Below are 15121 nucleotides of genomic sequence, written 5' to 3'. Positions count from 1 at the left end.
TGGGACCCAGAACGTGCTTACTTCGGCAAAGCGGGAGGAGAAGCGATGAGCAGACTCCTCCCTGTCGAGGGTAGCTTAAAGTTGTGGCACCCCTGGCAGCTCAAGCAGCTTAAAGCCTTCCAGGCCAAAGATCTTTCCATGGCCTCTCGCTCATATTTTTTCCTGGAGTATGTGTTATTTTTCATACAATCGGGAACCGCACAGGTCCAGTACCACAAGCGTGCAATGACGTTTCGTGCGTTGGGTGGAACCTTTTTTGTATGCGAGCCTGGAGAACCCTTGACCTGTCAGCCCCAGAACCTCACGTTCCTGGGCCTTTGCATTGACTCTTCCTTGCTGAAGTGGGCCGCTCGCGAGTTTCTCCAGAGAGAGAAGTCCTTGCCACATTTTCCCCTCCATGGTCTTTATGATCCGTCCTTGAGCAGAGCTATGTCTGAGTTTGTAGCCAATTCACAGGCCCCGATTTCTCGCCTACAACGAAAGGAAGTGCTCTTGCAGATTCTGGCGCCGCTCTTGCTGAACCATGCCGAAGGCGCTGGTAGGTCTCCTGTGCAGAACTGGGAACATCCGTCCATCAAACACGTAAAGGAGCATTTGCAGGTCCATTACGCCGAGGAAGTGACCTTACAAGATCTGGCCAGCGTGGCCAACCTGAGCCCTTTTCATCTCTCCCGCGTCTTCAGTCAAACCGTTGGCCTTTCCCCTCACGCCTATCAGACCCAACTGCGCCTGGCGCGTGCCAGAGCCTTGCTGGCGCAAGGATTCTCAGTGGATTATGTGGCCACGGAAATCGGTTTTTATGATCAATCGCACTTCACCCAGCAGTTTAAGCGCCACTTCTACATAACGCCAGGAGCCTACCGCAAAGCCGTAAGATTTTCCTAGCATCTCGTCCTTACAAAGCCATAAAAGCTTGTAGAGATAGAGAATGGCGGATATTATAGCTTACGAGGGATGAAGACAAAGTAGGCTTGTCCATCTCTCGGCAAGAAAATGAGGTAAATGTGAGGCAAACTACTTGTTATGGCAAAACCATGGCTTATTCTCATCAATGGCCTGCCTGGCACAGGTAAGACAACACTGGCAAGGCGCCTGGCTGCAGATGTACAACTGCCTGTTCTGCACCGGGATGGCATATACGAGACTCTCTTTGATGGGCTTGAGTGCCAGACGTATGGGTGCCCGCCCTTAATTGGCCCGGCTAGCTTTCGCATCCTGCACTATGCAGCCGGCTCATTTCTGGCTGCGGGACATTCATTAATTATTGAAGGCTTCTTTGGTATGACCGAACTGGCTACTGCCGAGTTCCGTCAGTTGCAACAGGCTTACGATTTTATGCCGTTGCAGATCCAATGCCAGGCCGCTGGTCCCATTCTGTTAGAGCGTTTCCTTGCTCGCGCTGGTACCCCAGAGAGGCATCCCTGCCATCGTGATCTTGAGTTTGTCAGACAGAATCGAGAAATCATGTTGCGCGGACGGCTTGCCAATCTCCCTCTCGGTGGAAAAGTCCTGGAAGTGGATACCACTGATGTGGGGGCATACAATTATAAGCATATACTGCAAGAAGTGCGCCTGACTTTAGGGACCGTTTAGACTGTTTAATTGGACCTTGAGAGATGAGCTTGGGAGTAACACGGCTTATAATGCTAGCAGGGCCAAGATAGCTCCACCGAACAGCAGGAGTGATAATCCCATAACTGTGAGCACAATAGTGCATAAGGCTAAGCCAGCAACAGCAGAGCCGTGGCGTGTAACGGATTTGCGCCCCTGGAAAAAGGTGATGACGCCTATAATAGCGCAGATAAAGGATGCGAGCCAGCCAAGGAAGGGCATAATCCAGGCCGCAGAGGCTACAATGCCCAGGATCAGCGTTGTTTGAGCTGCATTGCTATAAGGATCAAATGTTAGTGGCACAAATCCCGGCTGATATCGATAACTGGGAGACTGTACAGGTATCGCTATGTGGGGTTGTGGTTCCAGTGCAGAAGCTCTGTAAGGCGTATAGGTATTCTGCTGAGGATGAGGCTGCTCTGAGTAGAGAGCTGGCTGATAGTCTCGCTCAGCCTGTTCAGGCGTGTGGGGATTGGGCGGCGTTGGATAACTTGCCTGAGGCTTGAGCTGCCATTCCGAGTTATCCGAGTTGTAAGAAGAAGCCATCTCTTGCATGCTCTGTGACACTTTCGTTTCTAAGGAAGCTTGCTACTGACCGAACTGTGCTTAATTAAAGCAGAGAAGTAATTACTATTAATATAGCTGATGCATGCCTGACTTGCAAAGAAGTATAGCCATAAAGGTATTCAACTCCTCGCGAAGAAGGCCTTGCGGAAAGTATATGACCATGGGCGACGAAAATTTGCGGTTATTTTTGTCTCTATTTGACCTGACCTTCGTATATATAGACGAGGAAAAATAACGAAGGAGGATCATCAGCTATTACTAGTGCCAAGACTATAGCGCAAAATCTTCAAGATGATCAGGAGCAGCTCCCGTCATTTGAGGTCCTTTATGAGCGCTATTATATACGCGTATATCGTTACCTGCGTACGCACGTACAACATGATGAAGATGCTGCCGATTTAGCGCAGCATGTCTTTTTGCAGGTCTGGAAACAGAGACATTCCTACCGTCCAGGTCGTGGTTCTCTCGCAACCTGGTTATTTAGTATCGCTCATAACCGGCTCGTTGATTTTTATCGCACTGCGCGCCCTGCCGTCTCCTGGGAAGCTGTACCCGAGATAAGTGTGGTAGAGCAGGACCCCGAGGCTATAGCGATCTCAGCTGAGACATTAGCGCAAGTAAAAAAGCTGCTTGAGGAACTGCCGCAGATCGAGCGAGAATTGCTATCCCTGCGCTTTGCGGCCCGCCTTTCGAGCGCGGAAATTGCTCAGGTGATCGGGAAAAGTGAAGCGGCTACCAGAAAGCAACTGACCAGGCTTATTCATCGCCTGCGAGAGCGATATAAGCGTCTGTCGTTCGAAGAACTGCTGGATTTATTGGAGATGGAGCAGTCAGAGTTTACGGCTATCCTGGAAAGGGCATATCGCATAACACTGCCGGGAGATCTCCTGCAGCGCGTGCAGCAAAATCTGCTTCAACGGATAGAGACAGCTTTATAGGACCAGGCTGATCGCTTCTCATCTCAGGACTTTTCCCGTTATTAGGGCAAGCGTTGGGGGAGAGTTGTCAGCCCAGAGGAGCAATGTATGAGTATTGACGCGGCATTTACCAGCTTTCCATGCCTCACAACGGAGCGCTTACAGCTTCGACAGATCCGGCCGAGCGATGCAGAGGAGCTCTATGCGATTCTTTCTGACGAGGAGGCGATGAAATACTATGGGCATCTACCTCACCGAACGCTTGCAGATACGTATGAGCTTATCGATAAGATTCAGGAACGTTATGCGCAGCGTACCGCTATTCGCTGGGGTATCGCCTTCAAGGGGCAGGATCGCTTGATCGGAACTTGCGGTTTTCATCATCCCGATACGGGCTTTCATTGCGCTGAAACTGGCTATGAGCTTGACCGCGCCTTTTGGCGACAAGGGATTATGCGGGAGGCAATGAGGGCTATTCTGCGCTATGGATTTGAAGAGCTCGGGCTACATCGCATTGAGGCGATTATCGATATCAAGAATGTGGCTTCTAAGCAGCTATTGCTTAAGCTTGGCTTTACTTACGAGGGAGTGTTGCGCGAGCGCTATTATCTCAATGGCGTCTTTGAAGACGAACACTACTTTGGTCTGCTCAGAGATGAGTGGCGCAAGCTGACATTACAGTAGTGCCACATAACGAAAGTTGTGCTACCTCGGTCTTGCCATCGCAAAATTCCGTTCAATATGTAGAGCTGGATCTCTTCACGCCAGTGGAGAAGGGACGGCTTGGATAGTATGCATTGGATTATCAAGGAGCGGGAGGAAGCTTGCATGGCGTCTTACCTCCCGCTTGTGCCCTCTTTAATCTTCTCCACTCGTGAGCTGTGGAGACGCTAGCTGAAGTAACTTTAGTCGCTTCATTGTTGGCATTGTATCTTTCCTCTTAACCCGCGATTATAGCTAGCGCCTGCCCTTACTCTGTATAGCTTGTTTCCCAGTTCTTCTTCTGCATCCATATCAGAGGGTCTCTTAATTGGAATCGCCATATGGGCCAGCTACATTACAGAGATATAAAGATGTAATTTGTTATAAAGAGATACTCTGCTTCTTATATCCCCTTATCAGAAAAGATACGATTGGTGTGAAATAGATGTAAAAAATGCTTAAATGAAAGTATAAGATATAAAAGAAGTTATATATGGGTGTAAAGTGGCTTGCGCTTGACATTGCACTAAAGTATAATGATAGCTAACGAGCAGCAATTTTACAAACGTAGGAAAACTTTATGGGCGAAGAAGAAATGCCAGGGAGAGTATTATTATGTCTGTTCCTCCAGAGCGTGAGCAGCCCAGTACCTATTTTGTGCAGGATCGTGCCAACCAAAGTGAGTTCGAGCGCTTACAGGTGCAGGATCAGATGGTCACAAGCAAGATGGGTGGGATCTTGCCCGAACAGCCCGAGCCAGAGAAATTACGGCGCGTGCTGGATGTGGGCTGTGGCACGGGCGGCTGGCTGCTAGAGACGGCAAGAACCTATCCCACGATAGAAACGCTGATCGGGGTAGACGTCAGTGCAAAGATGCTGGAGTTTGCCCGCGAACAGGCCCAGCAGCAAGGGGTGGGCACACGAGTTGAGTTTACCCAGATGGATGCCTTACGTATGCTCGAGTTCCCCACTGGCTATTTCAGCCTGGTTAATGCACGCTTTAGTCTCAGTTATCTACGCACCTGGGACTGGCCCAAGTTTGTCAGCGAGCTGGCTCGCGTCACCCGGGCTGGGGCGTAATCAGAATAACTGAGTGTGGATGGCTGACCGGTAATAGCGAAGCGTTGAATAAGTTAGCTGATCTAGGATCGCAAGCTTTTTTTAATGCGGGACATATCTTTGTGGAAAAGGATGATACCTCAGTCATGGTACGCTTGCCCGAACTGCTAAGCAGGCAAAGTATTCAGAATATCCAGACACGCGACTATGAGCTTACTTTTCCCGCAGGGACGCCGGAGGGAGAGAGCTATAGAGAGGATCTGCGCCACCTCTTACGGGTCTCACTGCCATTTCTGCGTAAATGGGTAGGAGTTCTCAACGATTATGAACAGCTCTATCAGCAGATGCTAGAGGAGACGGCGGGACAAGATTTTGTGGGGCGCTGGCACTTGCGTACGGTGTGGGGGACGGCACCAGGCTGGCAGACATCAGAACACTTTGTGTGAAGGGAAACGGAAAGAAGGCGGGAAGCTGACTAGACAGGAAGCTGTCCCTGATAGCTAGGCCCAAAGAATTAATCAGACCTATCGCTGAGAAGAAGCTATTTTTGTTGTGGTCATTATTGACAGGAAGGAACCAGAAACCCATGAGCAATCCCCAGGAGGCGAGAAAAGAGCAACCCAGTACCTATTTTGTGCAGGATCGTGAGAACCAGAGCGAGTTTGATCGTTTGCGTGTGCAGGATCAGATGGTCACAAGCAAGATGGGAGGAGTCTTGCCTGAACAGTCCGATCCAGAGAAATTGCGGCGCGTATTGGATGTGGGCTGTGGCACAGGCGGCTGGCTGCTGGAAGTAGCAAAAGAATATCCCACGATAGAAACGCTGATCGGGGTAGACATCAGTGCAAAGATGCTGGCTTATGCGCGTGCGCAATCTGAAGAGCAGGGAGTCAGTGAGCGCGTCGAGTTCCATGTGATGGATGCCTTACGTATGCTCGAATTTCCCACTGGCTATTTCAGTTTGGTCAATGCGCGCTTTAGTATCAGTTACCTGCGCACCTGGGACTGGCCCAAGTTTGTCAGCGAACTGGCTCGCGTCACTTGGGCTGGTAGCGTGATAAGGCTAACCGAGTGCGGATGGTGGAGGGGAAACGGTGAAGCATTGAACAAGTTGGCTGATCTAGCATTGCAAGCCTTTTTTAACGCGGGGCATGTCTTTGTGAAAGGGGACGATACTTCGTTGATGGAGCATTTGCCCGAACTGCTAAGCAGGCAGGAAGTGCATGATATCCAAACGCGCGACTATGAGCTTGTTTTTCCCGCAGGAACGCCGGAAAGTGAAGGCTATAGGGAGGATCTACGCTATGGCTTCCGGGTAGCTCTGCCTTTTCTGCGCAAGTGGGTTGGGGTTCCTCAAGACTATGAGCAGCTTTATCAGCAGATGTTAGAAGAGACAGCTCGACAAGATTTTGTGGGACGCTGGCGCTTGCGTACGGTCTGGGGGATGGCACCCACGCATAGAAAGGCGCAGCACGTCGTCTGATTGCGATCTGAGGGGTGCCGTCCCCTCTCAGCGTAAGTATTTTGCCGGAACTATCCCGAGCAGCCTCTAACCGAGAACGTGATTGTACTACTGTGTTGGCAGCAGGAAGGAACCTGAGAACATGAGTACTTCAGAGGAAGCGAGAAAAGAGCAACCCAGTACCTATTTTGTGCAGGATCGCGAGAATCAGAGCGAGTTTGACCGTTTGCGGGTGCAGGATCAGATGGTGACCAGAGGCATGGGTGGGGTTTTGCCCGAACAGCCCGATCCAGAGAAATTACGGCGCGTATTGGATGTGGGCTGTGGCACGGGCGGCTGGCTGCTGGAAGTAGCAAAGGAATATCCCACGATAGAAACGCTGATCGGGGTAGACGTCAGTGCAAAGATGCTGGCTTATGCGCGTAGCCAGGCAGAGGAGCAAGGGGTGGGCACACGGGTTGAGTTCCATGTGATGGATGCCTTACGCATGCTCGAGTTTCCCACTGGCTATTTCAGTTTGGTCAATGCACGCTTTAGCGTGAGCTATCTACGCACCTGGGACTGGCCCAAGTTTGTCAGCGAGCTTGCCCGCGTCACGCGACGTGGAGGTGTGGTTAGGCTAACCGAGTGTGGATGGTGGAAAGGAAATAGCGAGGTGCTTGTTAGACTGGGTGCTCTAGCCTGGCAAGCAGGATTTAATGCGGGGCATGTTTTTGTGAAGGAGGATGAAGATTCGTTGATGGAGCGTTTGCCCGAACTGCTGCAAAGACAGGGCATCCGGGATATCCAAACGCGCGATTATGAGCTTGTCTTGCCAAAGGGAACGCCGGAAGGGGAGAGCTATAGAGAGGATGTACGTTATGGCTTCAGAGTCCTCCTGCCTTTTTTTCATAAGTGGGTAGGAGTCCTCAACGATTATGAACAGCTTTATCAGCAGATGTTAGAGGAGACGGCTCGTCCCGATTTTGTGGGACGCTGGAGGTTGCGCACGGTGTGGGGCTCAGCACCAGGCTGGCAGACATCAGAACACTTTGTGTGAAGGGAAACGGAAAGAAGGTGGGGAGCTGGTTAGATTGAATAGGAACTGGTGACATCCAATAAGGTCGAGTATCAGAAAGGGAATACCATGTTGTGGTCATTGTTGACAGGAAGGGACCAGAAGCCATGAACAATCCCCAGGAAGCGAGAAAAGAGCAACCGAGTACCTATTTTGTGCAGGATCGCGACAACCAAAGTGAGTTTGACCGTTTGCGTGTGCAGGATCAGATGGTGACCAGAGGCATGGGTGGGATCTTGCCCGAACAGCCCAATCCAGAGAAATTACGGCGCATATTGGATGTGGGCTGTGGCACAGGCGGCTGGCTGCTAGAGACGGCAAGAACCTATCCCACGATAGAAACGCTCATTGGAGTAGACATCAGTGCAAAGATGCTGGAGTTTGCCCGCGAACAGGCCCAGCAGCAAGGAGTGGGCACACGGGTTGAGTTTGCCCAGATGGATGCCTTACGCATGCTCGAGTTTCCCACTGGCTATTTCAGTTTGGTCAATGCACGCTTTAGCATCAGTTACCTGCGCACCTGGGACTGGCCCAAGTTTGTCAGCGAACTAGCTCGCGTCACTCGGGCTGGGGGCATCGTCCGCTTAACGGAATGTGGTCGACTGGGAGGTGATAGTGAAGCATTGTTCAGTTTAGATAAATTATTATTACAAGCCTTTTTTAATGCAGGCCATGTCTTTGTGGAAGGGGATGATACTTCGTTAATGGTACGCATGCCTGAGCTGCTAAGCAGGCAAGGAGTTTACAATATCCAAACACGCGACTATGAGCTGAGGTTTCCCGCGGGAACGCCGGAAGGAGAAAGCTATAGAGAAGATCTACGCTATGGCTTTCGGGTCTCTCTGCCTTTTCTGCGCAAGTGGGTTGGGGTACCGAAAGATTATGAGCAGCTCTATCAGCAGATGTTAGAAGAGACAGCTCGACAAGATTTTGTGGGGCGTTTGCGCTTGCGCACCGTCTGGGGCACGGCACCCACACATAGGAAAACGCAGCACGTCGTTTGAGGTGAGATGGAAGCATGAGGAAGCAGAGAGCCTACTATGAGGCACTACACGCGAAACGCTAATCGAGATCCATCACCAGAAAGAGAAAACTGTGCTTTTGTTGCTGATAAGAGGAAGGAACCTGAGAACATGAGTACTTCAGAGGAGGCGAGAAAAGAGCAACCCAGTACCTATTTTGTGCAGGATCGCGACAACCAAAGTGAGTTTGACCGTCTGCGCATTCAGGATCAGATGATCACAAGCAAGATGGGAGGAGTCTTGCCCGAACAGCCGGAGCCGCAGGCGTTGCGACGCGTATTGGATGTGGGCTGTGGCACGGGCGGCTGGCTGCTAGAAGTAGCAAAAGAGTATCCCACGATAGAGAAGTTGATCGGGGTAGACATTAGTGCAAAGATGCTGGCTTATGCGCGTAGCCAGGCAGAGGAGCAGGGAGTCAGTGAGCGCGTCGAGTTCCATGCGATGGATGCCTTGCGTATGCTAGAGTTTCCTACTGGCTATTTTAGCTTGGTCAATGCACGCTTTAGCACCAGTTATTTGCGCACCTGGGACTGGCCCAAGTTTGTCAGCGAGCTGGCTCGCGTCACCCGAGCTGGGGGGATCGTGCGCCTGACTGAGAGCGGTTGGCTGAGAGGTGACAGTGAGATATTGAACAGGCTCGCTAATCTATGTATAGAAGCCTCCTTTAATGCAGGGCATGTCTTTGTGGAAGGGGATGATACCTCAGTGATGGCCCAACTGCCCGACCTGCTGGGAAGGCAAGGTATTCAGAATATCCAAACGCGTGACTATGAACTTGTCTTGCCAGCAGGAACGCCAGAGGGAGAGAGTTATAGAGAAGATCTGCGTCACCTCTTCCGTGTTTCCCTGCCCTTCCTGCGCAAGTGGGTAGGAGTTCTCAACGATTATGAACAGCTCTATCAGCAGATGCTAGAGGAGACGGCTCGTCCCGATTTTGTGGGGCGCTGGCACTTGCGCACCGTCTGGGGCACGGCACCCACGCATAGGAAAACTCAGCACGTCGTCTGATTGCGACCTGAGAAGCGCTGAATAGTTACCAGGTAAATCATAGTAAGTATACAGCTGCCTATCCTCTCGGTGAAATAGAGTAAACATAAACACCCTTCAAAGAGAGGATAGGCTTTCTGGATAACACTCTACTCTCTCCAGCCCGCTTACTTTAGATCAACCTCTTACGCTTCCAAAGCCTACTATTAAAGCAAGCGAAGAATAAACTTGCTCATCTCGCAACTACCTATTAGTAATCATACTTTGAAAATGCATGTATATATACGTCAATATACTACATAAGATAGCACGATGAATTAAAGGTAGGTAGTTAGAGATGGTTGATAATTTTGCCTTGATAGCTCTTTATACCCTTCTTGCCAACGGGGCCGCTTCCTGGCTCGGTACGCTTGGCAGTACGGTCTTTAGCAAAGAAGTAGAATTTATTGTCGAGAAAAGTTCAGATTTTGCCCTCACGCGGGGTAAGGGGCTAACAAGGCGCGCCTTCCGTCTTGACACAAAGGAGCAGGAGCAACGTCTTGCCCAGGCCCTCAAAAATGCGGCTGAGCGCGGTCTGATCGGCTATAAGACTCTGCAGGAGCGCGATCAGTATCGAGATGTCATTAATAGCGTGGCCCAGCCGGGACCGTTGGGAGAGGAACTTCGCCGCGAATGTCTGCGCCTGTTCACGCTGGCCGATGAGCCTGATCTGGACGAGCTTAGCTGCTGCTACAATCAGCGCAAGCGTCGCTATGACCATAGTCACCAGGATATTAATGCCGCGCCCTATCTCCAGAGCTTCTTTATGGCTCTACTTGGTGAACTGTATGCCGATCCCTATTTCAGGTCGCAACTGAGCGATGCGCTGCAACTGCGCGCGGCCAATAAAATGCAGCACTCCTTGTGCGAGATTATCGCGCTGCTCAAAGAGCTTCATAGCACACTAACTGATAGCTATACCGCCGAAGAGTTTGAGAGTGACGTAGCGAAGTATGCCGAATATCTTGAGCGTACATTGCGCAACCTCAAAATTGTCGGCGTGGTTCCGCGCGACCTGAAGGCTGATCCCGAGCTCAGTGGTATCTTTGTGCCTCTGCGTGTCGGGATGGATGAAATTCTTGACGACTCTAAACAGTTAGAGACTATCGAGGCGGCTCTGGAACAGGCTTCTTGCCTGGTCTTGCTTGGCGAGCCGGGCGCGGGCAAATCGACAGCGACGAAGTATCTGGCCTGGTGCCACGCGGCTGCCCAGCAGGGACTGAACGTGCCTGCTTCGGCACTGCTCGCGGATCATCCTCTACCCTTGCGCATCGAGTTGCGCCGCTTGAGCCAGGAGCGCCAGCGCGCCGATTATAGTTTTCTCAGCTTTGCTTGTGAGGTTATGCTCAAGCGCGACGAGATCGAGATTAATCCCCAGATGTTCAAAGAGCTGCTCATGCGCCATCGCCTGCTCTTGCTCTTCGATGGTCTGGACGAAGTGGCAACCTTGGATGAACGCCTGCAGCTGGTGCAGGAGATTGAGCACTTTGCGCAGTGCCATCCGGGCAATCGCGTGCTGGTCACCTCGCGGCCTGTCGGCTACCAGCTGGCGCCCATCTCGCATCCACTATTTGAGCAGGCCCGGGTTATGGGCTTTAATGATGAGCAAATCGAGCAGTATGTGTACAACTGGTACACAGCAGTATTGCGTCTCAATCCTATCCCCCAGGTGGAACAAGAGGAAATGGATTTGCTGCTCACTAATTTGCGCAGGAATCCCCGTTTGCATCGCTTGGCCGAGAATCCCTTGTTGCTGACCGTGATGACGGCCCTTCATCGCTATCAACGGCTCCCGGATCGGCGCGTGCTCATCTATGATCGCTGCGCCGAACTGCTATTGGAAACATGGGCCAAATTGAAAGGAACGCATCAGCGCTGGCAACATATGAAGATGGGCCGCGATGATCAGTATGCATGCGTGGCTTATCTGGGCTATGCGCTGCATGAGCGCTCACAAGAGGTTATATCTGACGAATGGCAGGCCAGAGATACTACAGTTGACGTACCTGAGCGCTATCTACGCCAGCAGGTAGAGAAATTTTTCTGTGAGCGCGGTTTGTTGAGCGAGCGCGCTGAGCAGCGAGTGGAGTCTGAGCGCTTTATCGAGCTGGTAAAGATCGAGGCGGGCCTGATCGTTGAGCGGGGCAGTGACGAGAATGGGGAGGCACTCTATAGCTTTGTCCATCGTACCTTCCAGGAGTATTTTGCCGCCGTCGATGTCTACGAGCGTTATCAGCAGGCCGAAGATGCGCAGGTCGTGCGCAAATTCCTGATAGCCCATCTGCACGATCCGCATTGGCGTGAGGTGATCTTTCTGCTCCTGGGCAAGCTCAAATCTGGCCCGGTTACCAGATTGTTGCAGGCCTTGCTGGAAGGTAAGCTACAGAGCCAACGCAGCCGCTATACCGAGATTGTACAGCAGGACTTGTTTTTTGTCTGCGATTGCCTGCTAGAGGAGATAAGGATCGGGAACAAGCTGGTAGAGTTGGTCAAGGAGCACCTATGCAAGCTGATCAAAGAGTCACCATTCCCGAGCCAACGGCAAGAAGCGCTTGAGTATCTGGGCCGCCTGGGCCAGACGCGCCAATATGCGGGCCAGGGATGGGAAGAGCTGCTTGCCCTGGCGACGAAAGATAATGTACTGGATATAATGCTGAGGCTTGATGTCGCTATCGAGCTTTATGCCAGAAGTGGGGCATCTCCTAATGAACGAGCATTGGCGCAGCAAGCCCTTTGTAGCCTGCTGCAGCATCCTGAATTCCCTGTTGATCAGGTGCAAGAAAAGCTAGAGTATCCGACAAGACGAGGATGTGGTGAGGCAGTCGTCTTTGTGCTCGAAGAGCTGTTGCGGCGAGCAGATCTGACGATAGAGCGGACGTTAAAAATAGTAGAGTTACTTTTCTGGAATAGTGAGGAGGGAACTGAGGAGAGGCAGTTAGCAATAGAAACGCTCGAAGAGCTGTTGCGGCGGGCTGATTTGACAATAGAGCAGAAGGTGAATGTAGCGGAGTCGCTTTCTCTATTGAGTGAGGAAGGAACTGAGGAGAGGCAGTTAGCAATAGAAACGCTCGAAGAGCTGTTGCGGCGGGCTGATTTGACAATAGAGCAGAAGATTGATATCGCAAAGATATTGTATATGTATGGTGAGGAAGGGACGGAAGAGAGGCTAGTAAGTTCTATGTTAGTTGAATTGCTGCAGGGTTGTGATCTGACAGATGAACAAACAATAGACATAGCAAGATTACTTTATCAGAGCAGTGAGGAGAGGGTAGAAGAGAGACAACTAGCAAGTATGACGCTTAGGGAGCTACTGAACCGCATGGACGTAACTATTGAACAGAAAGTTGTTATTGCATGTTATCTTTATTTGGGTAGTGAGGAAGGGACGGAAGAGAGGCAGCAAGCGCTCTTCATGTTCACACATCTGCTTAGTTGCGCAGATTTCAGGAATGATATGATATATTATTTAATTAGTTGGCTTTATTTACGTGGTGAGCAAAGAGCAGATGAGCGGGAATTAATGAACTCTACGCTCACAAAGCTGCTGAGCCGTGCAGATCTGCCAATTGAGCAAAAAGTTGCAATTGCAAACGCCCTTTTCCCAGTATCTGGAACAGATACAGAGGTTGGGCAGTTAGTGGAGTCTGCCCTTGCAAGCTTATTACAACGGACGGATCTTATACCTGAACAGCGATTGCTAGCAGCGGAGGCCCTTTGTCGCTTTGCTCCCAGAGGCACAAATGCTCGATTGTTTGGCACTGCTACACTGCTTACCTTGCTCTCACGTCATGCATATCTAGCGAGTGATAAAGATGTCTATTACTCCTTGCGTTCAACAATCCCCTACTTCCACAAACTACCCACAGTAGATCTACTACCAGAGCCGAGCATACCACTTGAACAAACTGTAGAACGCACGCAAGGGCAAAACGAAGATTGAAGCAGCACATAAGCTCTCTCGTTAATGCTCGATTGTATTTCTTATAGTCATAATGCAAGGAGCAAGAGAGCCGGGCCGGCTCTGCTCAGCGTCGCATGTTTGTGTGATTGGCTGGTTGGCGGACGAGCTAGCTGATAGTTATCTATGAGGTAAAGAGGGATTCATTGGATAAGCCAGCTTAAAGCCCGCCCCAAGCCGCGCCTCTAACTTGTATGGTGAGGCGCCAGGCCTGGTGGGGAATGATAATTAGCGGCCGCCGCTCACAACCAGGATCGAGCCCACGCAGTATGAGGCCTCGTCGGATAAGAGCCACAAGATTGCCTTAGCAATCTCTTCGGGCTGGCCGCCACGCTGCAAGGGCACATTGCCGGCAATGCGCTGCACACGCCCGGCATCGCCGCCAGCCGCATGAATCTCCGTCTCGACCAGGCCCGGACTCACACAATTTATCCTGATGCCTTCTGTAGCCACCTCTTTGGCCATGCCAATCGTGAAAGTCTCGACAGCAGCCTTGGAGGCCGCGTAATGCACGTATTCGTTAGGGCTGCCCAGCTGGGCCGCACGAGAGGATACGTTGACGATAGCGCCGCCCTGACCACCGCGCGCTGTGGACATGCGCCGCACCGCTTGGCGCGCACATAAAATAGTGCCCAGAATATTGACATCAAGCACGCTACGTAGGATCTTTGTATCCAGATCCAGCAGGCGCCCGATCTTGCCGGTGGTTCCCGCGTTGTTAACCAGCGCCGTCAGCGGACCAAGCTCGCGCTCAGCCGTCTCGAACAGGCTTTGCACCGCCGCCTCATCGCTCACATCAGCTTGCACGGCGCTGGCCTTACCTCCCTTGCTGCGAATGCTGGCCACTACCTGCTCTGCCCTCTCGCTATTACTCGTATAGTTGATACAGACCGCGTAACCACGCTCAGCGGCTAGCAGTGAAGTTGCCGCTCCAATACCGCGCGAGCCCCCGGTCACAATTATTGTGCCCTTGCTCATAAGTTCTCCTCTCGCATAGTCCGGGCAAGCCAGATAGCCCGGCCCGTTCATTATCTCATTATGGCATACTTGAGCAAGGGGCCATTATAGATAGTAGCCGGCGATGGAGAGATAGCAGCGCCGCTCCACCTGCGAACTTTTGTCCCAAGCATACTTATTGCCCGGCGTCCACCAGGGAGAGAAGGCCACATGTACCAGCGTGTGCGCAGGAAGCATGGAGATGGGAGAGTTGGATAAATCGGAGTAATGGATCAGCAGTTCTTTGTCTGGTGTATAGTAGCGATAACATACTCGGCGATCGGCATCGTGCCATTTGATCAGGGACACATCAGGCCGCCAGTAACCCATACTTATGGGCGCAATGGGGTCGCGCTCAGAGATGAATGGTTTATTCTTGTTCATTTCCGATCTAAGGTGGCCTGCGAAGAGCTTATCGGGTCCGCCTTCCCAGGGCTTGACCCGGGCAAGGAGATGTGAGAGCAGGTCAGGCTCGGGCTCAAGCTGCTGCCAGCGCGTCACAATAACATCTTCTACATGCGGCGCAACGCGTCTCGGTGCAGGATGAAACGTGAGGTCCCAGATCTGGCCTACAGCGAAACTCGTGTGAGCAGAAAGGTAGGAGCCATCTGGCTGCCTTAGGCGAATGTGTTGCCCATCTTCGCTCAGTCCATGCACGACTATTGCCGCAGGTGGACGGGATTTAGCCACGATCCAGACTTTGACCATAAGTGTGCTCCGCGCAAGTGCTCTTTCAGTATCTCC

General features: G+C 51.6%; 14 protein-coding genes. 11 read left to right on the top strand and 3 right to left on the bottom strand.

Annotated features, from left to right (window positions below; genetic code table 11):
• Positions 1 to 45 precede the first annotated feature (45 nt).
• Both EPA93_RS29315 and EPA93_RS29310 read left to right on the top strand, forming a co-directional pair.
• Entirely contained in the window at positions 46 to 885 is an 840-nt protein-coding gene (locus tag EPA93_RS29315; RefSeq protein WP_129890924.1) for a helix-turn-helix domain-containing protein, read from the top strand.
• A 138-nt stretch (positions 886 to 1023) separates the two neighbouring features.
• Positions 1024 to 1593, top strand: coding sequence for a P-loop nucleotide/nucleoside kinase family protein (locus EPA93_RS29310; protein ID WP_129890923.1), 570 nt, complete (start codon positions 1024 to 1026; stop codon positions 1591 to 1593).
• Between the two features lie 45 nt (positions 1594 to 1638).
• Here the strand turns inward: EPA93_RS29310 and EPA93_RS29305 are convergent, their stop codons facing one another.
• Positions 1639 to 2166 (bottom strand): GlsB/YeaQ/YmgE family stress response membrane protein, encoded by a 528-nt coding sequence (locus EPA93_RS29305; protein WP_129890922.1) that lies wholly within the window; start codon positions 2164 to 2166, stop codon positions 1639 to 1641.
• A 266-nt stretch (positions 2167 to 2432) separates the two neighbouring features.
• On the opposite strand from EPA93_RS29305, the gene EPA93_RS29300 reads away from it, so the two are divergent.
• From EPA93_RS29300 to EPA93_RS29260, 9 genes are all read left to right on the top strand, one after another.
• A complete protein-coding gene (locus EPA93_RS29300; RefSeq protein WP_129890921.1) occupies positions 2433 to 3116 on the top strand; it encodes an RNA polymerase sigma factor in 684 nt (227 codons plus the stop codon).
• Positions 3117 to 3203: 87 nt separating this feature from the next.
• The gene (locus tag EPA93_RS29295) at positions 3204 to 3779 is read left to right on the top strand and encodes a GNAT family N-acetyltransferase (RefSeq protein ID WP_129890920.1); all 576 of its coding nucleotides are present in this window, start codon (positions 3204 to 3206) and stop codon (positions 3777 to 3779) included.
• 633 nt (positions 3780 to 4412) lie between these two features.
• Complete coding sequence (locus EPA93_RS29290) at positions 4413 to 4877, top strand: class I SAM-dependent methyltransferase (protein ID WP_129890919.1); 465 nt, start codon at positions 4413 to 4415, stop codon at positions 4875 to 4877.
• A 101-nt stretch (positions 4878 to 4978) separates the two neighbouring features.
• A complete protein-coding gene (locus EPA93_RS29285; RefSeq protein WP_129890918.1) occupies positions 4979 to 5302 on the top strand; it encodes a hypothetical protein in 324 nt (107 codons plus the stop codon).
• 140 nt (positions 5303 to 5442) lie between these two features.
• Complete coding sequence (locus EPA93_RS29280; RefSeq protein WP_129890917.1) at positions 5443 to 6339, top strand: class I SAM-dependent methyltransferase; 897 nt, start codon at positions 5443 to 5445, stop codon at positions 6337 to 6339.
• Positions 6340 to 6460: 121 nt separating this feature from the next.
• On the top strand, positions 6461 to 7357 hold the full coding sequence (locus EPA93_RS29275) for a class I SAM-dependent methyltransferase (RefSeq protein WP_129890916.1): 897 nt from the start codon (positions 6461 to 6463) through the stop codon (positions 7355 to 7357).
• Positions 7358 to 7449: 92 nt separating this feature from the next.
• Positions 7450 to 8379: a class I SAM-dependent methyltransferase gene (locus EPA93_RS29270; protein ID WP_129890915.1), complete on the top strand. Its 930-nt coding sequence runs from the start codon at positions 7450 to 7452 to the stop codon at positions 8377 to 8379.
• 129 nt (positions 8380 to 8508) lie between these two features.
• Positions 8509 to 9405 (top strand): class I SAM-dependent methyltransferase, encoded by an 897-nt coding sequence (locus tag EPA93_RS29265; protein ID WP_165423470.1) that lies wholly within the window; start codon positions 8509 to 8511, stop codon positions 9403 to 9405.
• A 316-nt stretch (positions 9406 to 9721) separates the two neighbouring features.
• Positions 9722 to 13363, top strand: a complete 3642-nt coding sequence (locus EPA93_RS29260; RefSeq protein ID WP_129890913.1) for an NACHT domain-containing protein — start codon at positions 9722 to 9724, stop codon at positions 13361 to 13363.
• Positions 13364 to 13609: 246 nt separating this feature from the next.
• On the opposite strand, the gene EPA93_RS29255 is transcribed toward EPA93_RS29260, so the two are convergent.
• Together EPA93_RS29255 and EPA93_RS29250 are read right to left on the bottom strand one after the other, a co-directional pair.
• The gene (locus EPA93_RS29255) at positions 13610 to 14359 is read right to left on the bottom strand and encodes an SDR family oxidoreductase (RefSeq protein WP_129890912.1); all 750 of its coding nucleotides are present in this window, start codon (positions 14357 to 14359) and stop codon (positions 13610 to 13612) included.
• A gap of 84 nt (positions 14360 to 14443) precedes the next feature.
• The gene (locus EPA93_RS29250; RefSeq protein ID WP_129890911.1) at positions 14444 to 15085 is read right to left on the bottom strand and encodes a dual OB domain-containing protein; all 642 of its coding nucleotides are present in this window, start codon (positions 15083 to 15085) and stop codon (positions 14444 to 14446) included.
• Positions 15086 to 15121 lie beyond the last annotated feature (36 nt).

This window comes from Ktedonosporobacter rubrisoli (genome assembly GCF_004208415.1).
In the GTDB taxonomy this organism is placed as follows: domain Bacteria; phylum Chloroflexota; class Ktedonobacteria; order Ktedonobacterales; family Ktedonobacteraceae; genus Ktedonosporobacter; species Ktedonosporobacter rubrisoli.
This window is presented reverse-complemented; position numbering and strand designations above follow the sequence as displayed.

What these genes read in the sequence shown, in the direction of transcription:
- EPA93_RS29260 (WP_129890913.1), top strand. Translation starts at nt 9,722, where the DNA reads ATGGTTGATAATTTTGCCTTGATAGCTCTTTATACCCTTCTTGCCAAC.
- EPA93_RS29280 (WP_129890917.1), top strand. Translation starts at nt 5,443, where the DNA reads ATGAGCAATCCCCAGGAGGCGAGAAAAGAGCAACCCAGTACCTATTTT.
- EPA93_RS29265 (WP_165423470.1), top strand. Translation starts at nt 8,509, where the DNA reads ATGAGTACTTCAGAGGAGGCGAGAAAAGAGCAACCCAGTACCTATTTT.
- EPA93_RS29295 (WP_129890920.1), top strand. Translation starts at nt 3,204, where the DNA reads ATGAGTATTGACGCGGCATTTACCAGCTTTCCATGCCTCACAACGGAG.
- EPA93_RS29290 (WP_129890919.1), top strand. Translation starts at nt 4,413, where the DNA reads ATGTCTGTTCCTCCAGAGCGTGAGCAGCCCAGTACCTATTTTGTGCAG.
- EPA93_RS29250 (WP_129890911.1), bottom strand. Translation starts at nt 15,085, where the DNA reads ATGGTCAAAGTCTGGATCGTGGCTAAATCCCGTCCACCTGCGGCAATA.
- EPA93_RS29305 (WP_129890922.1), bottom strand. Translation starts at nt 2,166, where the DNA reads ATGCAAGAGATGGCTTCTTCTTACAACTCGGATAACTCGGAATGGCAG.
- EPA93_RS29315 (WP_129890924.1), top strand. Translation starts at nt 46, where the DNA reads ATGAGCAGACTCCTCCCTGTCGAGGGTAGCTTAAAGTTGTGGCACCCC.
- EPA93_RS29275 (WP_129890916.1), top strand. Translation starts at nt 6,461, where the DNA reads ATGAGTACTTCAGAGGAAGCGAGAAAAGAGCAACCCAGTACCTATTTT.
- EPA93_RS29310 (WP_129890923.1), top strand. Translation starts at nt 1,024, where the DNA reads ATGGCAAAACCATGGCTTATTCTCATCAATGGCCTGCCTGGCACAGGT.
- EPA93_RS29255 (WP_129890912.1), bottom strand. Translation starts at nt 14,359, where the DNA reads ATGAGCAAGGGCACAATAATTGTGACCGGGGGCTCGCGCGGTATTGGA.